The sequence below is a fragment of the Citrobacter sp. C13 genome, from assembly GCF_014596815.2.
Taxonomy (GTDB): domain Bacteria; phylum Pseudomonadota; class Gammaproteobacteria; order Enterobacterales; family Enterobacteriaceae; genus Citrobacter; species Citrobacter portucalensis.
Genome location: NZ_CP115024.1, coordinates 488,825 through 509,692, shown reverse-complemented (window position 1 = coordinate 509,692; position 20,868 = coordinate 488,825). Strand labels below are relative to the sequence as shown.

At 54.2% G+C, this 20,868-nt stretch carries 15 protein-coding genes; 6 read left to right on the top strand and 9 right to left on the bottom strand.

Features of this window, described 5'->3' with window-relative positions:
- Positions 1-26: 26 nt before the first annotated feature.
- Positions 27-881, top strand: a complete 855-nt coding sequence (rapZ, locus tag IB222_RS02475; RefSeq protein WP_003025085.1) for an RNase adapter RapZ — start codon at positions 27-29, stop codon at positions 879-881.
- Positions 878-1,150 carry a PTS phosphocarrier protein NPr gene (gene npr / locus IB222_RS02470; RefSeq protein ID WP_149384981.1) on the top strand — a complete coding sequence of 91 codons (273 nt, stop codon included), beginning with the start codon at positions 878-880 and terminating at the stop codon, positions 1,148-1,150. Before rapZ ends, npr begins: the two co-directional genes overlap by 4 nt.
- 66 nt (positions 1,151-1,216) lie before the next feature.
- Here the strand turns inward: npr and mtgA are convergent, their stop codons facing one another.
- The 4 genes from mtgA to IB222_RS02450 form a co-directional block, all read right to left on the bottom strand.
- Positions 1,217-1,936, bottom strand: coding sequence for a monofunctional biosynthetic peptidoglycan transglycosylase (gene mtgA / locus IB222_RS02465; RefSeq protein WP_103284668.1), 720 nt, complete (start codon positions 1,934-1,936; stop codon positions 1,217-1,219).
- On the bottom strand, positions 1,933-2,586 hold the full coding sequence (elbB, locus tag IB222_RS02460; RefSeq protein WP_149281986.1) for an isoprenoid biosynthesis glyoxalase ElbB: 654 nt from the start codon (positions 2,584-2,586) through the stop codon (positions 1,933-1,935). The genes mtgA and elbB overlap by 4 nt, the downstream gene beginning before the upstream one ends.
- Positions 2,587-2,815: 229 nt before the next feature.
- Positions 2,816-5,152, bottom strand: coding sequence for an aerobic respiration two-component sensor histidine kinase ArcB (gene arcB, locus IB222_RS02455; protein WP_003828775.1), 2,337 nt, complete (start codon positions 5,150-5,152; stop codon positions 2,816-2,818).
- 196 nt (positions 5,153-5,348) lie between these two features.
- Entirely contained in the window at positions 5,349-6,278 is a 930-nt protein-coding gene (locus IB222_RS02450) for a TIGR01212 family radical SAM protein (RefSeq protein WP_149385017.1), read from the bottom strand.
- 684 nt (positions 6,279-6,962) lie between these two features.
- Between IB222_RS02450 and gltB the strand changes: the two genes are divergently transcribed.
- The 4 genes from gltB (at position 6,963) to IB222_RS02430 (ending at position 15,622) form a co-directional block, all read left to right on the top strand.
- Entirely contained in the window at positions 6,963-11,423 is a 4,461-nt protein-coding gene (gene gltB / locus IB222_RS02445; protein WP_149385002.1) for a glutamate synthase large subunit, read from the top strand.
- 12 nt (positions 11,424-11,435) lie between these two features.
- The gene (locus IB222_RS02440; RefSeq protein WP_149385003.1) at positions 11,436-12,854 is read left to right on the top strand and encodes a glutamate synthase small subunit; all 1,419 of its coding nucleotides are present in this window, start codon (positions 11,436-11,438) and stop codon (positions 12,852-12,854) included.
- Positions 12,855-13,101: 247 nt separating this feature from the next.
- Positions 13,102-14,352 (top strand): cytosine permease, encoded by a 1,251-nt coding sequence (codB, locus tag IB222_RS02435; RefSeq protein ID WP_149385004.1) that lies wholly within the window; start codon positions 13,102-13,104, stop codon positions 14,350-14,352.
- Positions 14,342-15,622 (top strand): cytosine deaminase, encoded by a 1,281-nt coding sequence (locus tag IB222_RS02430; RefSeq protein WP_063941618.1) that lies wholly within the window; start codon positions 14,342-14,344, stop codon positions 15,620-15,622. The genes codB and IB222_RS02430 overlap by 11 nt, the downstream gene beginning before the upstream one ends.
- A gap of 58 nt (positions 15,623-15,680) precedes the next feature.
- Here IB222_RS02430 and nanQ read toward each other — a convergent pair whose 3' ends face one another.
- The 5 genes from nanQ to nanR form a co-directional block, all read right to left on the bottom strand.
- Positions 15,681-16,148, bottom strand: coding sequence for an N-acetylneuraminate anomerase (gene nanQ / locus IB222_RS02425; protein WP_003828788.1), 468 nt, complete (start codon positions 16,146-16,148; stop codon positions 15,681-15,683).
- A gap of 2 nt (positions 16,149-16,150) precedes the next feature.
- A complete protein-coding gene (gene nanK, locus IB222_RS02420) occupies positions 16,151-17,020 on the bottom strand; it encodes an N-acetylmannosamine kinase (protein ID WP_149385005.1) in 870 nt (289 codons plus the stop codon).
- Positions 17,021-17,117: 97 nt separating this feature from the next.
- Positions 17,118-18,608 carry a sialic acid transporter NanT gene (gene nanT / locus IB222_RS02415; protein ID WP_048215451.1) on the bottom strand — a complete coding sequence of 497 codons (1,491 nt, stop codon included), beginning with the start codon at positions 18,606-18,608 and terminating at the stop codon, positions 17,118-17,120.
- A gap of 110 nt (positions 18,609-18,718) precedes the next feature.
- A complete protein-coding gene (nanA, locus tag IB222_RS02410) occupies positions 18,719-19,612 on the bottom strand; it encodes an N-acetylneuraminate lyase (RefSeq protein ID WP_149385006.1) in 894 nt (297 codons plus the stop codon).
- Positions 19,613-19,871: 259 nt separating this feature from the next.
- On the bottom strand, positions 19,872-20,663 hold the full coding sequence (gene nanR / locus IB222_RS02405; RefSeq protein WP_149385007.1) for a transcriptional regulator NanR: 792 nt from the start codon (positions 20,661-20,663) through the stop codon (positions 19,872-19,874).
- Positions 20,664-20,868: the final 205 nt, after the last annotated feature.

Here is a 20,868-nt window from a genome sequence, read left to right as displayed (position 1 = left end):
TTTGTCGTTGTGAGGAGAAACAGTACATGGTACTGATGATCGTCAGCGGTCGTTCAGGGTCAGGTAAATCTGTCGCCCTGCGTGCGCTGGAAGATATGGGTTTTTACTGCGTGGATAACCTTCCCGTAGTGCTGTTGCCCGATCTGGCTCGTACACTGGCCGATCGCCAGATTTCTGCGGCCGTCAGCATTGATGTGCGCAACATGCCTGAGTCCCCGGAAATTTTCGAGCAGGCAATGAATAATCTGCCCGAGGGTTTCTCACCACAGCTGCTGTTCCTTGATGCAGACCGTAACACGCTGATTCGTCGCTACAGCGACACGCGCCGTTTACACCCGCTCTCCAGCAAGAACTTGTCTCTGGAAAGCGCTATCGATAAGGAAAGCGATTTGCTGGAGCCTCTGCGCTCTCGCGCTGACCTGATCGTTGATACCTCCGAAATGTCCGTACACGAACTGGCGGAAATGTTACGTACCCGACTGCTGGGTAAACGTGAACGTGAATTGACGATGGTATTCGAATCCTTTGGTTTCAAACACGGTATCCCGATTGATGCGGATTACGTCTTTGACGTGCGCTTCCTGCCTAACCCACACTGGGATCCGAAGCTGCGCCCAATGACCGGTCTTGACCGCCCCGTCGCCGCATTCCTCGACAGGCACACAGAAGTACACAATTTTATCTACCAGACTCGCAGCTATCTTGAGCTATGGTTACCCATGCTGGAGACCAACAACCGTAGCTACCTTACCGTAGCCATCGGCTGTACCGGCGGGAAACACCGTTCGGTGTATATTGCAGAGCAGCTGGCAGACTACTTCCGCTCACGCGGTAAAAACGTGCAGTCACGCCATCGTACGCTGGAAAAACGTAAATCATGACCGTGAAGCAAACCGTTGAAATCACCAATAAGCTGGGCATGCATGCCCGCCCAGCGATGAAACTGTTTGAATTGATGCAGGGTTTCGAAGCAGAAGTTTTACTGCGTAATGATGAAGGAACGGAAGCCGAGGCCAACAGCGTTATCGCTCTGCTGATGCTGGATTCAGCCAAAGGGCGTCAGATAGAAGTCGAAGCCACGGGACCACAGGAAATAGAAGCCCTGGCCGCAGTGATTGCCCTGTTTAATTCAGGGTTTGATGAAGATTAATCGAGTACACAGAACGTAGCCAGTAGGCCGGATAAGGCGTTTACGCCGCATCCGGCAATAACTACGCTAATACAGCTTATTTTCCCGCATAAACGACTCACCACCTAACTGACGCATTTGGCGCATAATCCAAGCCTGGCGGTTACGCACATAACCAGAAGGCGCATTCGCCTTAAAACGCAAAGGATTGGGCAATACTGCTGCCAGCAAGGCCGCTTCAGACAGGCTCAACCGACTGGCCGGTTTATGAAAATACCGTTGCGCCGCCGCCTCCACGCCAAATACTCCATCGCCAAACTCGGCGATATTCAAATAGACGGTCAGAATACGTTTCTTACTCCAGACGGTTTCCATACCCAGCGTTAGCCCGGCTTCAAGGCCCTTACGCACCCAGCTACGTCCATCCCATAAAAACAGGTTTTTCGCCGTCTGTTGCGATAACGTCGACGCCCCGCGAATGCGGTTTTCATTGCGTTCATTGTGCGCCAGCGCTTTCTCTATGGCGGTGACGTCAAACCCCCAGTGGTCTGGAAACTTCTGATCCTCCGCAGCAATAACCGCCAGTCCCATCCACGGTGAGATCTCATCCATACTCACCCAGTCCGAGTGCGCCACATAGCCGAAATCACCGGACAGCCATGCGCCCAGCTGTCGCTCGACCATCACCGCCGAGAAAGGCACAGGCATCACGCTGAAAAGTGCGATACCCCCGCCCCAGAATACGGCGAGGACAACCACCGCCCGCAGAAAGATACGTCGCAGAAAGGCGGTAACTCCTTTTCTCATTCAGCCAGCACCAGCACACGCGATACCAGTTTATCGATGCCACTCGCGGCCTGAGCGATGTCCTGCGCCAGCATATAGGCAGGCGTGGTGACGATTTTGTTGTCTTCATCGACGACAATGTCATCAACCGGACAAGGCACATGCTCAGCGCCCATCTCTTCCAGCACCTCTGCCGTGTCGATATCAGTGCCGATGGTCAGACGCAGCGGGAAGTCAAAAATTTTAGGTAACATGGCAGGCGCAATGCACATAAATCCCAACGGCTTACCCGCCTGATGCATGGCCACCGCCAGCGCGGCTAAATCGCTGTCAACCCGGCATTCGCTGCCCTGACTGGCAAAATTGCTCAGATTTTTGGCCGCACCAAACCCACCCGGCACGATCAACGCATCCAGTTCCGATGAGACTGCCTGCGCAAGTGGGCGAATATCGCCACGTGTGATGCGCGCGGCTTCAATCAGCACATTGCGAGTTTCCAGCATCGGCTCGCCGGTCAGATGATTAATCACATCCGCTTGTTGTTTATCCGGTGCAAAACAGACGGCTTGAGCGCCGTTGCGGGCAATGGCCAGAAGCGTGAGAACAGTTTCATGGATCTCTGCACCGTCATACACGCCGCATCCGCTGAGCACTACACCCACTTTTTTCATCGTGATACTCCTTTCTCAACTGGCTGAAACATATTAGTTATTATGATTTAAATGCTACGCTTCACACATTTAACTGATTCATGTAACAAATTATTTAAGATTTGCTATCTTAACTGCGTGCGGCCTGAAAATTAGGGCTGCGCCCTTGTAAACAATGATAATAATTTACGGCGCAGCCACGATTTCCCTGGTGTTGGCGCAGTATTCGCGCACCCCGGTCAAGCCGGGGTCATTTTTTTTCCACGCTCGCCACCCAGGCTTTTAATACCGCCACGTCGTGCTGCCACTCCTGCTTCATCTCTTCAATCCATTCAGCAACGTTATCTTCCCAGGCAGGAAGATCCGGTGACTGGATTTGCTGACCTAACTGTTGCAGGTGACGCAGCCCCACGGAACCTGCCGCGCCTTTAATTTTATGGCCTTCCTCAACAACACCTTTTTTATCCCGTGCCGTCAGGTTGGACTCCAGCACGCTCAAATATCCCGGCATCATCTTCTCAAACACCGCCAGCCCGTCGGTAATTAACTTCGGTCCCACCAGCTCGAGGTATTGTTCCAACATAGGAATATCTAACAGCGCTTGCGATTTACTGCTTTCTTCAGATGTCACAGTGCTCTCCTCTTCGTTTCGGGTATCCCAGTATTTTTTGATCATGGCGGTTAGCGCCGGAACCGACAGCGGCTTACTCAGCACGTCGTCCATGCCTGCGTCCAGATACTCTTTTTTATCTTTCAGTACGTTGGCGGTGAGTGCGACCAGCGGTGGCAGATCTTCACGGGCGTATTTTTGCGTGAGCTCCCGCGAGATATCCAGACCGGTCATATCCGGTAGCTGAATATCCAACAACACCAGGTCATATTCACCCGGCGTAAACATTTCCAGCGCGGCTTTCCCGGTCATCGCGACATCCACGCTGTTGCCTAATTTTTCCAGCACGGAGCGCGCAACAATAACGTTCAGCTCAATGTCTTCCACCAGCAGCACATTCAGAGCTGGCAGCGGCAGTTCATCGTCTTCAAAAGCATCTTCAATCTCTTCCGCTACCGCAGGGGCATGCACGGTCAGCGTAAAGATAGACCCTTTTCCTGCCTGGCTGGAAACCGTAATATCACCGCCCATGTTTTTCGCCAGACGCTTCGACACGGCCAAACCAATCCCTGTCCCCGTTGCCGGTTTACCGCCGTTACTGTCCTTCACCTGATAATACATAGCGAAGATTTTATCCTGCTCATCCTGCGGAATGCCGATGCCGGAATCTTCAACTTCGAAATGCAGCATATTCCCCTGGTCATAGCGCGCCCGCACGGTCACCTGCCCCTGCTGGGTAAACTTCACGGCGTTGCTGATCAGATTCCACAGGATCTGACGCAGACGCGTTCCGTCGGTAATGACCTTATGCGGCAGGGGTAACGTCGGCTCAAGCACAAAACGCAGACCCTTTTGCTGCGCCTGTAGGCCAGAGAGGTTTTCCAGATCCGCCATAAAGCTGGTGAAATCGATCGGCTGGTTATCGAGCTGGACTTTACGTCGCTCCATCTTATCCATGTCGATAATATCGTTGAATATATTCCCCAGCGTCACAGCAGAGACGTGGATTGTTTTCAGGTATTTTTCCTGCTCCGCTGTTAGATCCGTATCCAGCAGGATCCGGCTTAAGCCGACAATGCCGTTAAGCGGGGTGCGCAGCTCGTGGCTGATGGTAGAAATAAAGGTGGTCTTATCGCGGCTAGCGCGCTCAAGCGCATCCTGATAACGCTTACGTTCGGTGATATCGCGCCCAAAGCCCATCAGGCCATGTCGCTTACCTACGCGGTCATAGTAAGGCACTTTGCGAATTTCAAAGCAGGCTTTGCGCCCATCCGGGTAGTCCAGCCACTGTTCGTAGGTGAGCGAGACATTATGACGGAACACCTTCTCGTCGGTCTCAATCACCTTTTCAGCCGCTTCAGGAGAGTAAACGTCAGCCGGTTTTAAGTTCACCAGCTGCTTTTCGCTTTTGCCAGTCAGCAGCTCCATGGCACGGTTACAGCCGGAAAACTCTTTATCTTCATTGCGATAAAAAACCAGATCCGGCGAGGCATCGAGGAAAGAGCGTAAAAAGGAAGACTGTTGCTCAAGCTGGATCTGCGCCTCTTCGCGCTCTTTGATTTCAACCTTCAGTTGCTCGAATGTTTCCTGGCGCTCTGCTTCGGCTTTTTCACGCTCAACAATTTCCTGATTGAGCTGGGCAATATTATCTTTCAACTGCACATTGAGCTTGAGATCGCGCTCGCGCATCTCTTCCAGCTTTTGTACCAGTCGTGACAGGCGTTGCCGGGACTCCTCAAGTTGCTCCACCACCACTGACAAAAAGTAGACGGCCCAGGGGGTAATTAACAGACCAAAAAAGATAGAGCGGATGACATCAATGCTTTCTACCTGGCCATGCAGCACCATGGTGACAGCCATCTGCACCACAATTGCCAACACGACCAGAGCCAGCGCCAACAGCAGCGAAAAGCGCACCAGACCTAACTTCATCATCAGGTCGACGTAATATTGCGCCAGCATACGGATTTGCTTCATAGAGGGTTCCTTCACGACAACTTGGCACAATAATACTCAATTCTCAGCGTGACGTTGAAGATTGTGCAAGAAATGCGGAGGTTATCGGTGAAATGACCGCGGAGAGGTTAATCGTAGGCCTGATAAACGAAGCGCCATCAGGCAAGCAGGGGCAGATTGCCGGATGTCGGCTTTGCATTATCCGGCCGACGGAGGGTTAGTTCTCAGGCTGCACCCATGGCGTACCCAGCGCCGATCCTTGCACGCCGTGCTCATTAAGGTACTTATCCAGTTCGACCATCCCGGTCCAGCGGTTTTCACACCATAGCGGCGCCAACAGCGTTGGGCGGCGCGCGCTGGCGGAAATTCGATGATAAATCACCTCTGGCGGCGTATGACGGATCATCTCCCCGGCGATGACCGTATAGTCGTCCAGTTCAATTCCGCTCAGCCGCCCGGCCTCCCAGGCTTTCGCCATCGTACTGCCTTTCACAATATGCAGCGGGTGCAGCTTAATACCGTCAACGCCCGTCTCCACCACACGTTCCATGGTTTGCAGGCATTCTGCCTGCCCTTCTCCCGGCAGACCGACAATCAGGTGTGAGCACACTTTCAACCCGCGTTCGCGTGCCAGTCGCGTAGTGCGTTGGTAACAGGCAAAATCGTGGCCGCGGTTAATACGGTGCAAAGTTTTGTCATGCGCGGTTTGCAAACCGAGTTCCAGCCATACCTCATAGCCGAGGTCTTTATACTCGCAAAGCAGATCGAGTACCGCATCCGGCACACAGTCGGGGCGCGTCCCAACGCATAACCCGACGATACTGGCCTGGCTAACCGCCTGCTGATACATCGAACGCAGCACCTGCACTTCAGCAAAGGTGCTGGTATAGGCCTGGAAATAGGCCAGATAGCGTTTCGCACGATTGACCAGATGCGCCTGATGCTCAAGCTGCTCGGCAATAGAATGGTGCTGCTGCGCTTCATCGGCAAACGAGGCGACATTGCAGAAAGTACATCCGCCACGTCCGATAGTGCCATCTCGATTTGGGCAGCTAAAGCCGCCGTGAAGCGTGAGTTTATGAACCTTTTGCCCGTAACGGCGAGAAAGATCCCCACCAAACATATTGACTAATTTCTGTAACTGCATAATCTGGTAGACCGCGCCTTGAAAAGAGGCCAAAGCCTGCCATTTTTTGCCCCAGTCGGCGATGACCTGGATCAATCGCCCTGGCGTGCCTTTATTTATTGCATAACGAATCAAAATAATCGAAATTACATTCATTAAAAATGAAATTACTTTTCCTTATATCCGACTGTTTTTTTTATCTTCTTATACTCTCAGCATAAAAACAGTATCTTTAAGACGCCAAAACTCTAAAAACCAGCATAAAATGCCAAGCATAGCGATAAATAAAGGGAGGACGGGGGATATACAGCCTTTTTGACAGTGAGACAGATCACACTTCGCACTCCATTCACCTTGCGTTAAATCAATGTAAAAAAGCCTTAAATTTCAACATATTCATAAAGTTAATCGCCCTATAGCACATTTTTGCATAAATAAGATTGCCATTTGACCTGTGTGTGGATTCCCGATAACGTGGAAATCCGCTGGAAGCTTTCTGGATGAGCAGTCTGCTCATCATATTTATGCAGTAATTGAGATTCCCTCTGAAGCAAGTCCTCAAACTTGTTTGACCTATGCGAAAAGGATAAAGAGGGCGAATGCGAGGTAAGCGTATGACACGCAAACCCCGTCGCCATGCTCTTGGTGTGCCCGTGCGCAACGGTCCAGATGGGAATCCCGCAGAGCCTGGGGAGGTTCACTGATATGTTGTACGATAAATCCCTTGAGAGGGATAACTGTGGTTTCGGCCTGATCGCCCACATAGAAGGCGAACCTAGCCACAAGGTAGTGCGTACCGCCATACACGCACTGGCCCGCATGCAGCACCGTGGCGCAATTCTTGCCGATGGTAAAACCGGCGATGGTTGCGGTTTGCTGTTACAAAAACCTGACCGCTTTTTCCGCATCGTGGCGCAAGAGCGCGGCTGGCGTTTAGCTAAAAACTACGCCGTCGGCATGATCTTTTTAAATAAAGACGCTGAACTGGCTGCGGCTTCTCGTCGCATTGTCGAAGAAGAATTACAGCAGGAGACCCTGTCGATTGTCGGCTGGCGCGACGTGCCGACCAACGAAGGTGTTCTCGGTGAAATCGCCCTCTCCTCCCTGCCTCGAATCGAGCAAATTTTTGTCAACGCCCCTGCGGGCTGGCGTCCGCGTGATATGGAGCGTCGCCTGTTCATCGCGCGCCGTCGTATCGAAAAACGCCTCCAGGACGATAAAGACTTCTACGTCTGTAGCTTGTCGAACCTGGTCAATATCTATAAAGGTCTGTGTATGCCGGCGGATCTGCCGCGCTTTTACCTGGACCTGGCGGATCTGCGTCTGGAATCGGCCATCTGCCTGTTCCACCAGCGCTTCTCCACTAATACCGTACCGCGCTGGCCGCTGGCGCAACCGTTCCGCTACCTGGCGCATAACGGTGAAATTAACACCATCACCGGCAACCGCCAGTGGGCACGCGCACGTACCTATAAATTCCAGACACCGCTGATCCCTGACCTGCACGACGCCGCACCGTTCGTTAACGAAACCGGCTCCGACTCCAGCTCAATGGATAACATGCTGGAACTGCTGCTGGCTGGCGGGATGGACATTATCCGCGCCATGCGTTTACTGGTGCCGCCGGCCTGGCAGAACAACCCGGATATGGACCCGGAGCTGCGCGCGTTCTTTGACTTTAACTCGATGCACATGGAGCCGTGGGATGGCCCGGCGGGTATCGTCATGTCCGACGGCCGCTTTGCCGCCTGTAACCTCGACCGTAACGGCCTGCGTCCGGCGCGCTACGTCATCACCAAAGACAAGCTGATTACCTGCGCCTCTGAAGTTGGTATCTGGGATTATCAGCCGGATGAAGTCGTCGAGAAAGGTCGCGTCGGCCCTGGCGAGCTGATGGTTATCGATACCCGCAGCGGGCGCATTCTGCACTCCGCCGAAACCGATGACGATCTGAAAAGCCGCCATCCGTACAAAGAGTGGATGGAGAAAAACGTTCGCCGTCTGGTGCCGTTCGAAGATCTGGCTGACGATCAGGTCGGCAGCCGCGAACTGGACGATGACACCCTCGCCAGCTATCAGAAACAGTTTAACTACAGCGCCGAAGAGCTGGACTCCGTGATCCGCGTGCTCGGTGAAAACGGTCAGGAAGCGGTCGGTTCAATGGGTGATGATACCCCGTTTGCCGTGCTCTCCAGCCAGCCTCGCATCATTTATGATTACTTCCGCCAGCAGTTCGCGCAGGTGACTAACCCGCCGATCGACCCGCTGCGTGAAGCGCACGTTATGTCGCTGGCCACCAGCATCGGTCGTGAGATGAACGTCTTCTGCGAAGCCGAAGGTCAGGCACACCGCCTGAGCTTTAAATCGCCGATCCTGCTGTACTCCGATTTCACCCAGCTCACCACCATGAAAGAGGAGCATTATCGCGCTGACCGCCTGGATATCACCTTCGACGTGACCGAAACCACGCTCGAAGAGACCGTCAAAGCATTGTGCGATAAGGCGGAACAGATGGTGCGTAACGGTACGGTGCTGCTGGTGCTCTCTGACCGTAACATCGCGAAAAACCGCCTGCCGGTTCCGGCACCGATGGCCGTAGGCGCAGTGCAAACGCGTCTGGTAGAACAAAGTCTGCGTTGCGACGCCAACATCATCGTTGAAACCGCCAGTGCCCGCGACCCGCACCATTTCGCCGTCCTGCTCGGCTTTGGCGCGACGGCCATTTATCCGTATCTTGCGTATGAAACGCTGGGACGATTGATCGACACTCAGGCGATTGCCAAAGATTACCGGACCGTGATGCTGAACTACCGTAACGGCATCAACAAAGGTCTGTACAAAATCATGTCCAAAATGGGCATCTCGACCATCGCCTCTTACCGCTGCTCGAAGCTGTTTGAAGCGGTTGGTCTGCATGATGATGTCGTGGCGCTGTGCTTCCAGGGCGTAGTCAGCCGCATCAGCGGCGCAGGGTTTACCGACTTCCAGCAGGATCTGCTGAACCTCTCCAAACATGCATGGCTGGCACGTAAGCCTATCAGTCAGGGCGGTTTGCTCAAATACGTCCACGGCGGCGAATACCATGCCTACAACCCGGACGTGGTGCGCACGCTGCAACAGGCGGTACAAAGCGGTGAGTACAGCGACTATCAGGAATATGCCAAGCTGGTCAATGAGCGTCCGGCGGCCACGCTGCGCGATCTGCTGGCGATCACGCCTGGCGATGAAGCCGTAAGCATTAGCGAAGTAGAACCCGCAACCGAACTGTTTAAACGCTTTGATACCGCGGCGATGTCCATCGGTGCATTAAGCCCCGAAGCACACGAAGCGCTGGCCGAAGCCATGAACAGCATCGGTGGCAACTCTAACTCCGGTGAAGGCGGCGAAGACCCGGCGCGCTACGGCACTAACAAGGTGTCGCGCATTAAGCAGGTTGCCTCCGGTCGCTTTGGCGTAACCCCGGCGTATCTGGTCAATGCAGATGTCATTCAGATTAAAGTCGCTCAGGGCGCGAAGCCTGGCGAAGGCGGTCAGTTACCGGGTGATAAAGTCACCCCGTACATCGCTAAACTGCGCTATTCGGTACCGGGCGTGACGTTGATCTCCCCGCCGCCGCACCACGATATTTACTCTATCGAAGACTTAGCACAGCTGATTTTCGACCTCAAACAGGTCAACCCGAAAGCGATGATCTCCGTGAAGCTGGTTTCCGAACCGGGTGTCGGCACTATCGCCACAGGCGTGGCAAAAGCCTATGCGGATCTGATCACCATTGCTGGCTACGATGGCGGTACCGGCGCAAGCCCGCTCTCCTCGGTGAAATATGCGGGCTGCCCGTGGGAACTCGGTCTGGTGGAAACCCAGCAGGCGCTGGTCGCTAACGGTCTGCGTCACAAGATTCGTCTGCAGGTTGATGGCGGTCTGAAAACCGGTGTCGATATCATTAAAGCGGCGATTCTGGGTGCGGAAAGCTTCGGCTTCGGTACCGGCCCGATGGTGGCGCTGGGCTGTAAATACCTGCGTATTTGCCACCTGAACAACTGCGCAACCGGCGTGGCGACTCAGGACGACAAACTGCGTAAGAACCACTATCACGGCCTGCCGTTCAAAGTAACTAACTACTTTGAATTTATCGCCCGCGAAACCCGCGAGCTGATGGCACAACTGGGCGTGAAGCGTCTGGTGGATCTGATTGGTCGTACCGACCTGCTCAAAGAGCTGGAAGGGTTTACCGCTAAGCAGCAGAAACTGGAGCTGTCTCGTCTGCTGGAAACCGCCGAACCGCATCCGGGTAAAGCGCTGCATTGCACCGAGAACAACCCGCCGTTTGATAACGGCGTGCTGAACGCCCAGTTGTTACAGCAGGCGAAACCGTATGTCGACGAGCGCCAGAGCAAAACCTTCTGGTTCGATATCCGCAACACCGACCGTTCTGTTGGCGCGTCGCTGTCGGGCTATATCGCGCAAACGCATGGCGATCAGGGACTGGCATCTGATCCGATCAAAGCGCACTTCAGCGGTACCGCAGGCCAGAGCTTCGGCGTGTGGAACGCGGGCGGCGTGGAGTTGTATCTGACCGGTGATGCCAACGACTATGTCGGTAAAGGTATGGCGGGCGGTCTGCTGGCAGTGCGTCCTCCGGTTGGCTCTGCTTTCCGTAGCCATGAGGCGAGCATCATTGGTAACACCTGTCTGTATGGCGCCACCGGTGGCCGCCTGTTTGCCGCGGGTCGTGCGGGTGAGCGCTTTGCAGTACGTAACTCCGGCGCAATCACCGTGGTTGAAGGTATTGGCGACAACGGCTGCGAATATATGACCGGCGGCATCGTCTGTATTCTCGGAAAAACGGGCGTCAACTTCGGAGCGGGTATGACGGGCGGATTTGCCTACGTGCTCGACGAAGACGGTGAGTTCCGCAAACGCGTGAACCCGGAACTGGTAGAAGTGCTGAGCGTGGACTCGCTGGCTATCCACGAGGAACACCTGCGCGGTTTGATTACCGAGCACGTACAGCATACCGGCTCTTCACACGGCGAAGAAATCCTGGCTAACTGGCCAGCATTCTCGGCGAAATTCGCGCTGGTAAAACCAAAATCCAGTGATGTGAAAGCACTGTTGGGTCACCGTAGTCGTAGCGCAGCAGAGCTGCGTGTGCAGGCGCAGTAAGGGGTAGCAGCAATGAGTCAGAACGTATACCAATTTATCGACCTGCAGCGCGTTGATCCGCCTAAGAAGCCGCTGAAGATCCGTAAGATCGAGTTTATCGAGATCTACGAGCCGTTTTCCGAAGGCCAGGCCAAAGCACAGGCAGACCGTTGCCTGTCCTGCGGTAACCCGTACTGCGAGTGGAAGTGCCCGGTGCATAACTACATCCCGAACTGGCTGAAACTGGCGAACGAGGGGCGTATTTTTGAAGCAGCAGAACTGTCGCACCAGACCAACACTCTGCCGGAAGTCTGTGGCCGCGTGTGCCCGCAGGATCGTCTGTGTGAAGGATCCTGTACGCTGAACGATGAGTTCGGCGCGGTAACTATCGGCAACATCGAGCGCTATATCAACGATAAAGCATTCGAAATGGGCTGGCGCCCGGATATGACCGGCGTGCGTCAAACCGACAAGCGCGTGGCGATCATCGGTGCCGGTCCGGCAGGCCTGGCCTGTGCTGATGTGCTGACCCGCAACGGCGTGAAGGCGGTGGTATTTGACCGCCACCCGGAAATCGGCGGTCTGCTGACCTTCGGTATTCCAGCCTTCAAACTGGAAAAAGAGGTGATGACCCGCCGTCGTGAAATCTTCACCGGTATGGGCATTGAGTTCAAATTGAACGTGGAAGTGGGCCGCGATGTACAGCTTGACTCCCTGCTGAAAGATTATGACGCCGTGTTCCTTGGCGTAGGTACCTATCAGTCTATGCGCGGTGGGCTGGAGAACGAAGACGCTTCCGGCGTATTTGATGCCCTGCCGTTCCTGATCGCCAATACCAAACAGTTGATGGGGTTTGGCGAAAGCAGCGACGAGCCGTACATCAGTATGGAAGGCAAACGCGTCGTCGTTCTCGGCGGCGGCGATACCGCGATGGACTGCGTGCGGACCTCGGTTCGCCAGAACGCAGCGCACGTTATCTGCGCTTATCGTCGTGACGAAGAAAACATGCCGGGTTCCAAACGCGAAGTGAAAAATGCGCGTGAAGAAGGCGTCGAATTCCAGTTCAACGTCCAGCCTTTAGGCGTGGAAGTGAACGCCAACGGTAAGGTATGCGGTGTGAAAATGGCGCGTACCGAAATGGGCGAACCGGATGCTAAAGGGCGTCGCCGCGCGGAGATCGTCGCCGGTTCCGAACACGTTGTTCCGGCAGATGCGGTGGTACTGGCGTTTGGCTTCCGTCCGCACAGTATGGAGTGGCTGGCAAAACACAGCGTCGAACTGGATTCTCAGGGCCGCATTATTGCTCCAGAGCGCAGCGACAACGCCTTCCAGACCAGCAACCCGAAAATCTTCGCCGGTGGTGACATCGTGCGCGGTTCGGATCTGGTAGTCACCGCGATTGCCGAAGGTCGTAAAGCGGCGGACGGCATCCTGAACTACCTGGAAGTGTAATACAGCCTCTTAAGGCATCTCATCTGCCCTGGTGGGTGAGATGCCAAATTCCTGCCGCAATACCGCCAAACCTGCCGATTAAGCCAGTCTGACAACACCTTTAGTAAACAGGGCAAATAACCTTAACACCCCAAACACATCAACATCATGAATAATAACCATGTAAAAATCAAACGAAAACGTTTGCTTTACGTTGAGAACTGTATATTATGCGGCGGATTTTTTGGGCAAAATTCATGGAGGCGTTGTGTCGCAAGACAACAATTATAGCCAGGGCCCCGTCCCTCTGGCGGCGCGAAAAGGCGTAGTTCCACTAACGTTTGTCATGTTGGGACTCACATTCTTTTCCGCCAGTATGTGGACCGGTGGCACACTGGGTACCGGTCTTTCTTATAATGATTTCTTCCTGGCTGTTCTCTTCGGTAATCTTCTCCTCGGTATTTACACTGCATTTCTCGGTTTTATCGGCGCAAAAACAGGGCTCTCAACCCACCTTCTGGCGCGTTACTCATTTGGTGTGAAAGGTTCATGGCTTCCCTCCCTGCTATTAGGCGGTACACAGGTAGGCTGGTTTGGCGTCGGTGTGGCCATGTTTGCTATCCCGGTGGGTAAAGCGACAGGGATTGACGTTAATATCCTGATTGCGGTTTCCGGGCTGTTGATGACCCTGACCATCTTTTTTGGCATCTCGGCACTGACCGTTTTGTCTATCATCGCCGTACCTGCCATCGTCATTCTTGGCAGCTACTCTGTCTGGCTGGCGGTAAGCGATGTCGGCGGTTTGGAGCATTTAAAAGCGATAGTGCCGCAAACGCCGCTGGATTTCTCCACCGCACTGGCGCTGGTAGTCGGCTCGTTTGTCAGCGCAGGAACGTTAACCGCTGACTTCGTCCGTTTTGGCCGCAACGCCAAAGGCGCGGTGCTGATCGCCATGGTGGCGTTTTTCCTTGGTAACTCCTTGATGTTCATCTTCGGCGCTGCGGGCGCGGCTGCGGTTGGACAGGCGGATATCTCTGACGTGATGATTGCCCAGGGACTGCTGCTGCCCGCGATCATCGTTCTCGGCCTGAATATCTGGACCACCAACGATAATGCGTTGTACGCATCGGGCCTGGGATTTGCCAATATTACCGGCCTTTCCAGCCGTACGCTGTCGGTGGCTAACGGTATTATCGGCACACTGTGCGCGCTGTGGCTTTACAATAACTTTGTCGGCTGGCTGACATTTCTGTCGGCAGCGATTCCCCCGATTGGCGGGGTGATCATCGCCGACTATCTGCTGAACCATCGCCGATACGCCGACTTCAGCAAAGCGCAATTTATTTCCGTAAACTGGATAGCTATCCTGTCCGTTGCACTGGGCATTGCCGCAGGTCACTATATTCCCGGTATTGTGCCCGTCAACGCCGTACTCGGCGGCGTATTCAGCTATATCCTGCTGAATCCACTTTTCAATCGCAGCCTTGCTAAATCCCCGGAGGTCAGCCATGCAGAATAATAACATCACCATTCATCAGGCGCGTTTACAGGGACGTGAAGGGTTATGGCAAATCACGATTGAAAACGGGCGCTTTAGCCGTATTGAGCCTCAAGACGCAGCGACGATACCACAGGGTGAAGTGCTTGATGCTGAAGGCGGTCTGGCTATCCCACCGTTCGTTGAGCCACATATCCATCTGGACACTACGCAAACCGCGGGCGAGCCGAGCTGGAATCAGTCTGGTACGCTGTTTGAGGGCATTGAGCGCTGGGCTGAACGTAAGGCAATGCTCACTCACGAAGACGTCAAAGCGCGCGCCATGCAGACCCTGAAGTGGCAGATGGCCAACGGCATCCAGTATGTCCGTACTCACGTTGACGTTTCCGACCCTACGTTGACGGCGCTAAAAGCCATGCTGGAGGTGAAGCAAGAAGTCGCTCCGTGGGTAGAGCTACAGATTGTCGCGTTCCCGCAAGAAGGCATTCTTTCTTATCCCAACGGTGAAGCGCTCCTGGAGGAAGCCGTGCGTCTGGGCGCCGACGTCATTGGCGCGATCCCGCACTTTGAATTCACGCGTGAATATGGCGTGGAGTCGCTGCATAAGATTTTCGCTCTGGCGCAAAAATACGACAGACTTATCGACGTGCACTGTGACGAAATCGATGATGAGCAATCCCGCTTTGTTGAAACCGTTGCGGCCCTGGCGCATCGCTACAATATGGGCGAACGCGTGACCGCCAGCCATACCACGGCAATGCATTCCTATAACGGCGCGTATGCTTCCCGTCTTTTCCGTCTGTTGAAAATGTCCGGTATTAACTTTGTCGCAAATCCACTGGTGAATATTCACCTGCAAGGGCGCTTCGACACGTACCCTAAGCGTCGTGGTGTTACGCGCGTCAAAGAGATGCTGGAGGCGGAGATCAACGTCTGCTTCGGTCATGATGACGTCTTCGATCCGTGGTACCCGCTGGGCACTGCGAATATGCTGCAGGTGCTGCATATGGGATTACACGTGTGCCAGTTGATGGGATACGGACAAATTAACGATGGGTTGAACCTGGTCACCACCCACAGCGCGAAAACCCTGCACCTGCAGGACTACGGTCTGAACGTGGGGAATTCTGCGAATCTGGTGATTTTGCCTGCAGAAAATGGGTTTGACGCGGTTCGTCGCCAGACGCCTGCCCGTTATTCCATTCGTCATGGTCGAGTCATTGCCGAGACGGTCCCAAGCCAAACCACACTGCATCTGACGCAGCCAGAAACGGTGACGTTTAAGCGCTAGGTCGTTACATTCCATGTCGGATGGCGTAAGCCTTGCCATCCGACACAGTCTCTCATTCTCAAGCTTGTAATAAACTGGCGCGGACTTTGATCACCACCTTTTTGATGTCCATCGGGGCCTGCACCACACAACCCGGTTTATGCGGCTCGCCCGGCATAAAAATCACAAATTTTCCCGGCTTCAGTACCATAGCCTGCTCATCGGCAATCTGACTGCACAGCTGATAATCATCCTCAACGTGCATCTCTTCGCAGTGACGAGCAGAATCGGTCATCCCAAACAGAATACGTTCTTCGCCGGACAACAGCATCTGAATATCAATGTACTGCTGATGCAGCTCCGCTTTCTTTTGCTCTGGGCTCTGCGTTGTAAATTGCATGACATTCATAAAAATATTCTCGCCCTGCAACGTGTAGCGCCCAGGCGTCTTCTCCTGCGGATTCGCCGCAATGGCAAGCGTTAACGCCTGCTGCAAGACCGGATGTAATCCGGCAGAAGGCAGTGAATTCAACGCATCTGATATCATCATCATTCTCCCTGGGCCAACAGCGCGGCCCCCAGTAATCCAGCGTCATGACGGTAATGCGCCGCCAGCAATTCCACGTGATAGGCCAAAGGCTCTTGTGCCAGATAATGTTCCACCAGCGCCAGATACCCTTCAGCCAGCCCAACGCTGCCGCCAATCACCACAATCTGGCAATCGGTCGTGGCCTTCACATCGGCAACAAGCCTTGCCAATGTTCGCGCTGAGCGATGGATCAACCGACTTGCCTGCTCATCCCCCTGCCCGGCACAGCTAAAAATAGTTTTGGCGTCGCATCCGGCAAGCGCGCCTTCGGCTGCCGCCGCTATTCCACGACCGGATGCGATCGCCTCAACGCAGCCCACACGCCCGCAGCCGCACATGGGCCCATGCGGGTCAGCCAGCGTATGTCCCAAATGCCCAGCAAGACCGCCGATTCCGGTCAGCAGTTTCCCACCGCTGACGACTCCCCCGCCCACGCCTGTGGAGACGGTAATAAACACCAGATCGCGGTACTCACCACCAAGCGCATGGTACTCAGCCCACGCCGCTGCCTGTGCGTCATTGACGGCCAGCGTCGGCAGGTCGGTGATTTGTTCCAGCGTTTGTGTCAGCGGAAAATGCATCAACCCGCCGAGGTTATGCGGATTCAGCGCCAGCAAAGCCCCCTCACGGATAATCCCCGTCGAGGCGATCGCCACCCGATTAGCACGCCCCTGTAGCGGTGCAACCAGTGTTTGTAACGCAGCGCGCAGCGCTTGCGGCGTTTTACTGGCAGGCGTCGGCAGTTCATGCCGCTCGCGGATTTGCAGATTGTTCTCTACCAGCGCGGCAGCCAATTTGGTGCCGCCAATATCAATCGCCAGTGTGGTCATGGCGCAGCCTCATGCATCGTGGTGGCGCTCTGTAGCTCGAAGAACGACATATTTCTTCCCTTACGGCTATTGCCCGGTTCAGCACCGGGCAATTGGATTAACTTTTGGATTTCACCATGGTGCTTTTGTCACCGCCGAACGGCACGGCACCGCTAAACGGTCGACCATCAATGGCATCATGCGTACGCAACGCTTCAGGACGCAGCCAGCGCTGTACACGGGACGGCATATCAAGACCAATCAGCAGGATCACTACAAATGTCAGGCCGAAAGAGAGCGATCCCAGCGCGGTACCCAGATCAAGACGTTGGGCAATCAGCGCGCCGATGATCGGTGCCAAAGCCCCGCCCAGTGCGCCCACGTTATAGGTGAAGCCCAATCCCGCCGCACGCTGATCGGTATCGAAATAGCCGCCAATCAGTTTTGGTAAGATCCCGGAGATCCCCTGGCCGAGCATTTGTTGGAAAAACAGCAGCAAACCCAGTACCCAAACGTTTGAACCGCCTATCGCAAATACCGGAATAATCAGCAACTGCGAGGCCAGCAGACTGCAGACATAGGCTTTACGCGTGCCCAGCCAGTCACCAAGAAAACCGCCGACGCAACAACCAACCGCCGCACCAAAGCCGCTAAAGAAGAGCACTCTGGCCACCGTGGAAGGATCGTACAGCAGTTCCGTTTTCAGATAGGTTGGCAACAGCGCCTGAATCGGCCACGAGTACAGGAAGGCAAATAGCACGACCACCATCAGCATCACGCCCGTCGGCCAGCGTTTCCCGCTGCTTTGCACCATAAAGCTAATGAAGATAAAGGCGCATATCAGTCCCAGGACCGCCACGATAGCCGCATTTTGCAGGTTGCCAGCAAAGCAGAACCACAGCGCGGTTGCAGCGGCGAGCGTCATCAGAATATTAATTACCCGATGCTCGCCCCGGTAGAGAATGTCCACCATCGTGCGTACCGGCGCTTTGCCTTCGTGTTTCTCTTTCCAGTCTTCCGCTTCCGGAATATTTTTACGCAGCCAGAGGGCGAAGATAATTGGCAGGATGCCGATGAAAAACAGCGCACGCCATCCCCAGACCGGGACCACCAGGCTGTAAACCTGGGCGGCGATCACGGCACCAACGGAAAAGCCGGAAATCAGGAAACCACTGGCTTTGTTTCGCAGGTGTTTAGGCCAACTTTCAATAACATAGGTTGCGCTGGAGCCATACTCACCGGCCATTCCCATACCGATAACCAGGCGGGCGATAAACATGGTGGTGTAGCCCGGCGCGAAACCGCAGGCCAGCGTTCCCACAGAGAACAGAATGATGCTGGTGACCATTGCCAGGCGGCGTCCGTAGCGGTCGCCCATTGCCCCCAGCATTAACCCGCCAAACCAACGGGAGATAAAGGCGGCCGAGATCAGGCTGGCGGCCTGCACCGTCGTCAGTCCGAATTCGCCCTGCACTTCTGTCAGCACCAGGGCGATTAACACAAAATCGAAACCATCAAGCAAATATCCCAGCCAGGCGGCGGAAAATGCCCGCCATTGTGCCCGATTGAGATGGCGATACCACGGGATGCTCTGGGTAGAAGTACTCATTTTACTCTCCCGACGATTTTTGTTGTTGTGCTGGGTGGTGGCTTTGCCTTACCCGGCCTACGGTCGAAAAATCCAGGCCGGGCAAGCGAAGCGCCCCCGGCGACCCGCGATTACGCCTTTTCCGCCAGCAGTTGGTTTGCCAGCGCTTTCAGTTCCGGCAGATAGCGTTCATCTACCGGAGCAAAGGGTTTACGGCACAGTGGAACAGAAACCACATCCATATAGTGCAGCACTGTTTTCAGGCCGCGGAACACGCCAACCTTAATAAGCAGATCGATAACTTTATTGCACTCGGTTTGCAGCTTTTGCGCCGTGCGGATGTCACCTTCTTTGAGCGCTTTCACAATTCCCTGATAACGCCATCCCATGATGTTGTAAGTGCTACCGATGCCGCCATCTGCGCCCGCGAGCAGACCAGAAGCGAAGATCTCGTCATAACCGTTGTACAGCACCAGATCCGGATGGGCGCGGCGGATCTGCTCCATCTGATAGAGATCGCCCGAAGTTTGCTTTAGTGCGCCAACACCTGGCAGCGTCACCAGCGTGTTGATCTGATCCAGCGTCAGTTTTACGCCGCTCAGCGCCGGAATGTTATAGACCACCATCGGTAAACCATCAGCGGAATCAATAATTGCGCGGTAGTGATCGCAATGTTCTTCAAAGCTGAACGGATAGTAAAACGGCGTGACGGCCGAAACCGCATCAAAGCCGTAACGATGTGCGGCGCTCGCCAGCTGTTCGCTCTCTTCGGTGCTCACCGTGCCAACGTGGGCAATCAACGTCACCTTGCCCTTTGCCTCTTCGGCAACAATTTCCAGTACCTGCTCTCTTTCAACGCGGTTTTGGACAAAGGCCTCACCCGTTGAGCCACCGACATAGAGCCCGTCTACACCCTGACCAATGTTGAAACGCACCAGGCGGCGCAAACTCTCGATGTCCAGTCTCTGTTGGTTATCGAATGGGGTTAACAACGCTGGCATTACGCCTTTTAAATCTCTTGCCATAACGACCTCTGACGATGATTAGTGTTATCTGACTGCATACCTTTATACCTGTTATACCAGATCAAATAAGCAGCAATACAATAGAGAACGCTTATAGTGCGATCTACTTCACTAAACACGTCACCCTTCGAGTCGCCTCTGCGTTAGCTGCGTTCGCTCACCCCTGTCACATAGTTATCTATGCTCCAGGGAACTCGCTCTCCTGCCGCCTTGATGCAACTTGAATGATTTTGTGTTTAAACGATCGTCAGGATCGCGATCACTTACGCAATTTTTTACTTTTGCTGAAGGCGTGCCAGGTCGCGGAAACGCTGTTGAGGTGTTCTTGCAGTGCGCGGTCAGCTTCCTCAGGATCGCGCTGACGAATAGCTTCTACAATCGCGATATGCTGCAGATAACTCACGTTGTTGTGCTCATACAACTCTTGATCGGCAACGGTCGGACGGGCGGCAATCAGCCAGTCTAACAGCGCAACATGGATAGCCATAAAGATAGGATTACCCGGGATCTCAGCCAGTACACGGTGAAAATCAACGTCCGAGCGGATGAACAACGTATTGTCATCGAGCGACTGGCTGTTGATCTCCAGTGCTTTAGCCAGTCTGGCGATTTGCTCATCTGTCGCATGTTCGGCGGCGTATCGTACCAGGCTGGATTCAAAGAACAGTCGCAACTGCTCGAAGTGGGCAATGCCGCCGGGATGTGCGAGGAAATCTTTCGCCATACCAGACAGCTCGCTAATGATGGTATCAGCTGAAGGACGCGAAACGCGGGCGCGCTCGCCGTTGTTGATTTGTACCAGACCTTTGCGTTTTAACGCGGCCAGCGCTTCTCGTACAGAAGGACGGCCCACGTTAAAGAAGGCCATCAGCTCCCGCTCAGACGGCAACTGTTCGCCCTCGCCAAATTCCCGACGACGAATCATCTGCTCCAGTTCTTCTTCAACCATTTCAGACAGTTTTTTACGCGCCAACGGGCGATTGCGTAAGCTACGGCCAATGGTGGATGGAGAGTCTTCAGCTTGCGAATCAAATGCGTTCATAGGGTCCATTCAGCTAAGTCGTGGTGACAAACAACAGCGGGTTTATCCTAACACAGGATCGAAAGCAGGGTGAAATGATGGACGATCTGATCCGGCTGGCTTATTGATAATATACGTAACAGCAATATTATTTTAAGCGAGTATCTTCTGCCTCATTTTAATTGAATGGAGTTAAATAGCTTCATGAAAATTATGAACATGAACGTGATAATTT

Bases quoted from the DNA above. Each gene is read 5' to 3' on its own strand.
- rapZ (WP_003025085.1), top strand. From the start codon at position 27: ATGGTACTGATGATCGTCAGCGGTCGTTCAGGGTCAGGTAAATCTGTC.
- npr (WP_149384981.1), top strand. From the start codon at position 878: ATGACCGTGAAGCAAACCGTTGAAATCACCAATAAGCTGGGCATGCAT.
- mtgA (WP_103284668.1), bottom strand. From the start codon at position 1,936: ATGAGAAAAGGAGTTACCGCCTTTCTGCGACGTATCTTTCTGCGGGCG.
- elbB (WP_149281986.1), bottom strand. From the start codon at position 2,586: ATGAAAAAAGTGGGTGTAGTGCTCAGCGGATGCGGCGTGTATGACGGT.
- arcB (WP_003828775.1), bottom strand. From the start codon at position 5,152: ATGAAGCAAATCCGTATGCTGGCGCAATATTACGTCGACCTGATGATG.
- IB222_RS02450 (WP_149385017.1), bottom strand. From the start codon at position 6,278: ATGCAGTTACAGAAATTAGTCAATATGTTTGGTGGGGATCTTTCTCGC.
- gltB (WP_149385002.1), top strand. From the start codon at position 6,963: ATGTTGTACGATAAATCCCTTGAGAGGGATAACTGTGGTTTCGGCCTG.
- IB222_RS02440 (WP_149385003.1), top strand. From the start codon at position 11,436: ATGAGTCAGAACGTATACCAATTTATCGACCTGCAGCGCGTTGATCCG.
- IB222_RS02430 (WP_063941618.1), top strand. From the start codon at position 14,342: ATGCAGAATAATAACATCACCATTCATCAGGCGCGTTTACAGGGACGT.
- nanQ (WP_003828788.1), bottom strand. From the start codon at position 16,148: ATGATATCAGATGCGTTGAATTCACTGCCTTCTGCCGGATTACATCCG.
- nanK (WP_149385005.1), bottom strand. From the start codon at position 17,020: ATGACCACACTGGCGATTGATATTGGCGGCACCAAATTGGCTGCCGCG.
- nanT (WP_048215451.1), bottom strand. From the start codon at position 18,608: ATGAGTACTTCTACCCAGAGCATCCCGTGGTATCGCCATCTCAATCGG.
- nanA (WP_149385006.1), bottom strand. From the start codon at position 19,612: ATGGCAAGAGATTTAAAAGGCGTAATGCCAGCGTTGTTAACCCCATTC.
- nanR (WP_149385007.1), bottom strand. From the start codon at position 20,663: ATGGACCCTATGAACGCATTTGATTCGCAAGCTGAAGACTCTCCATCC.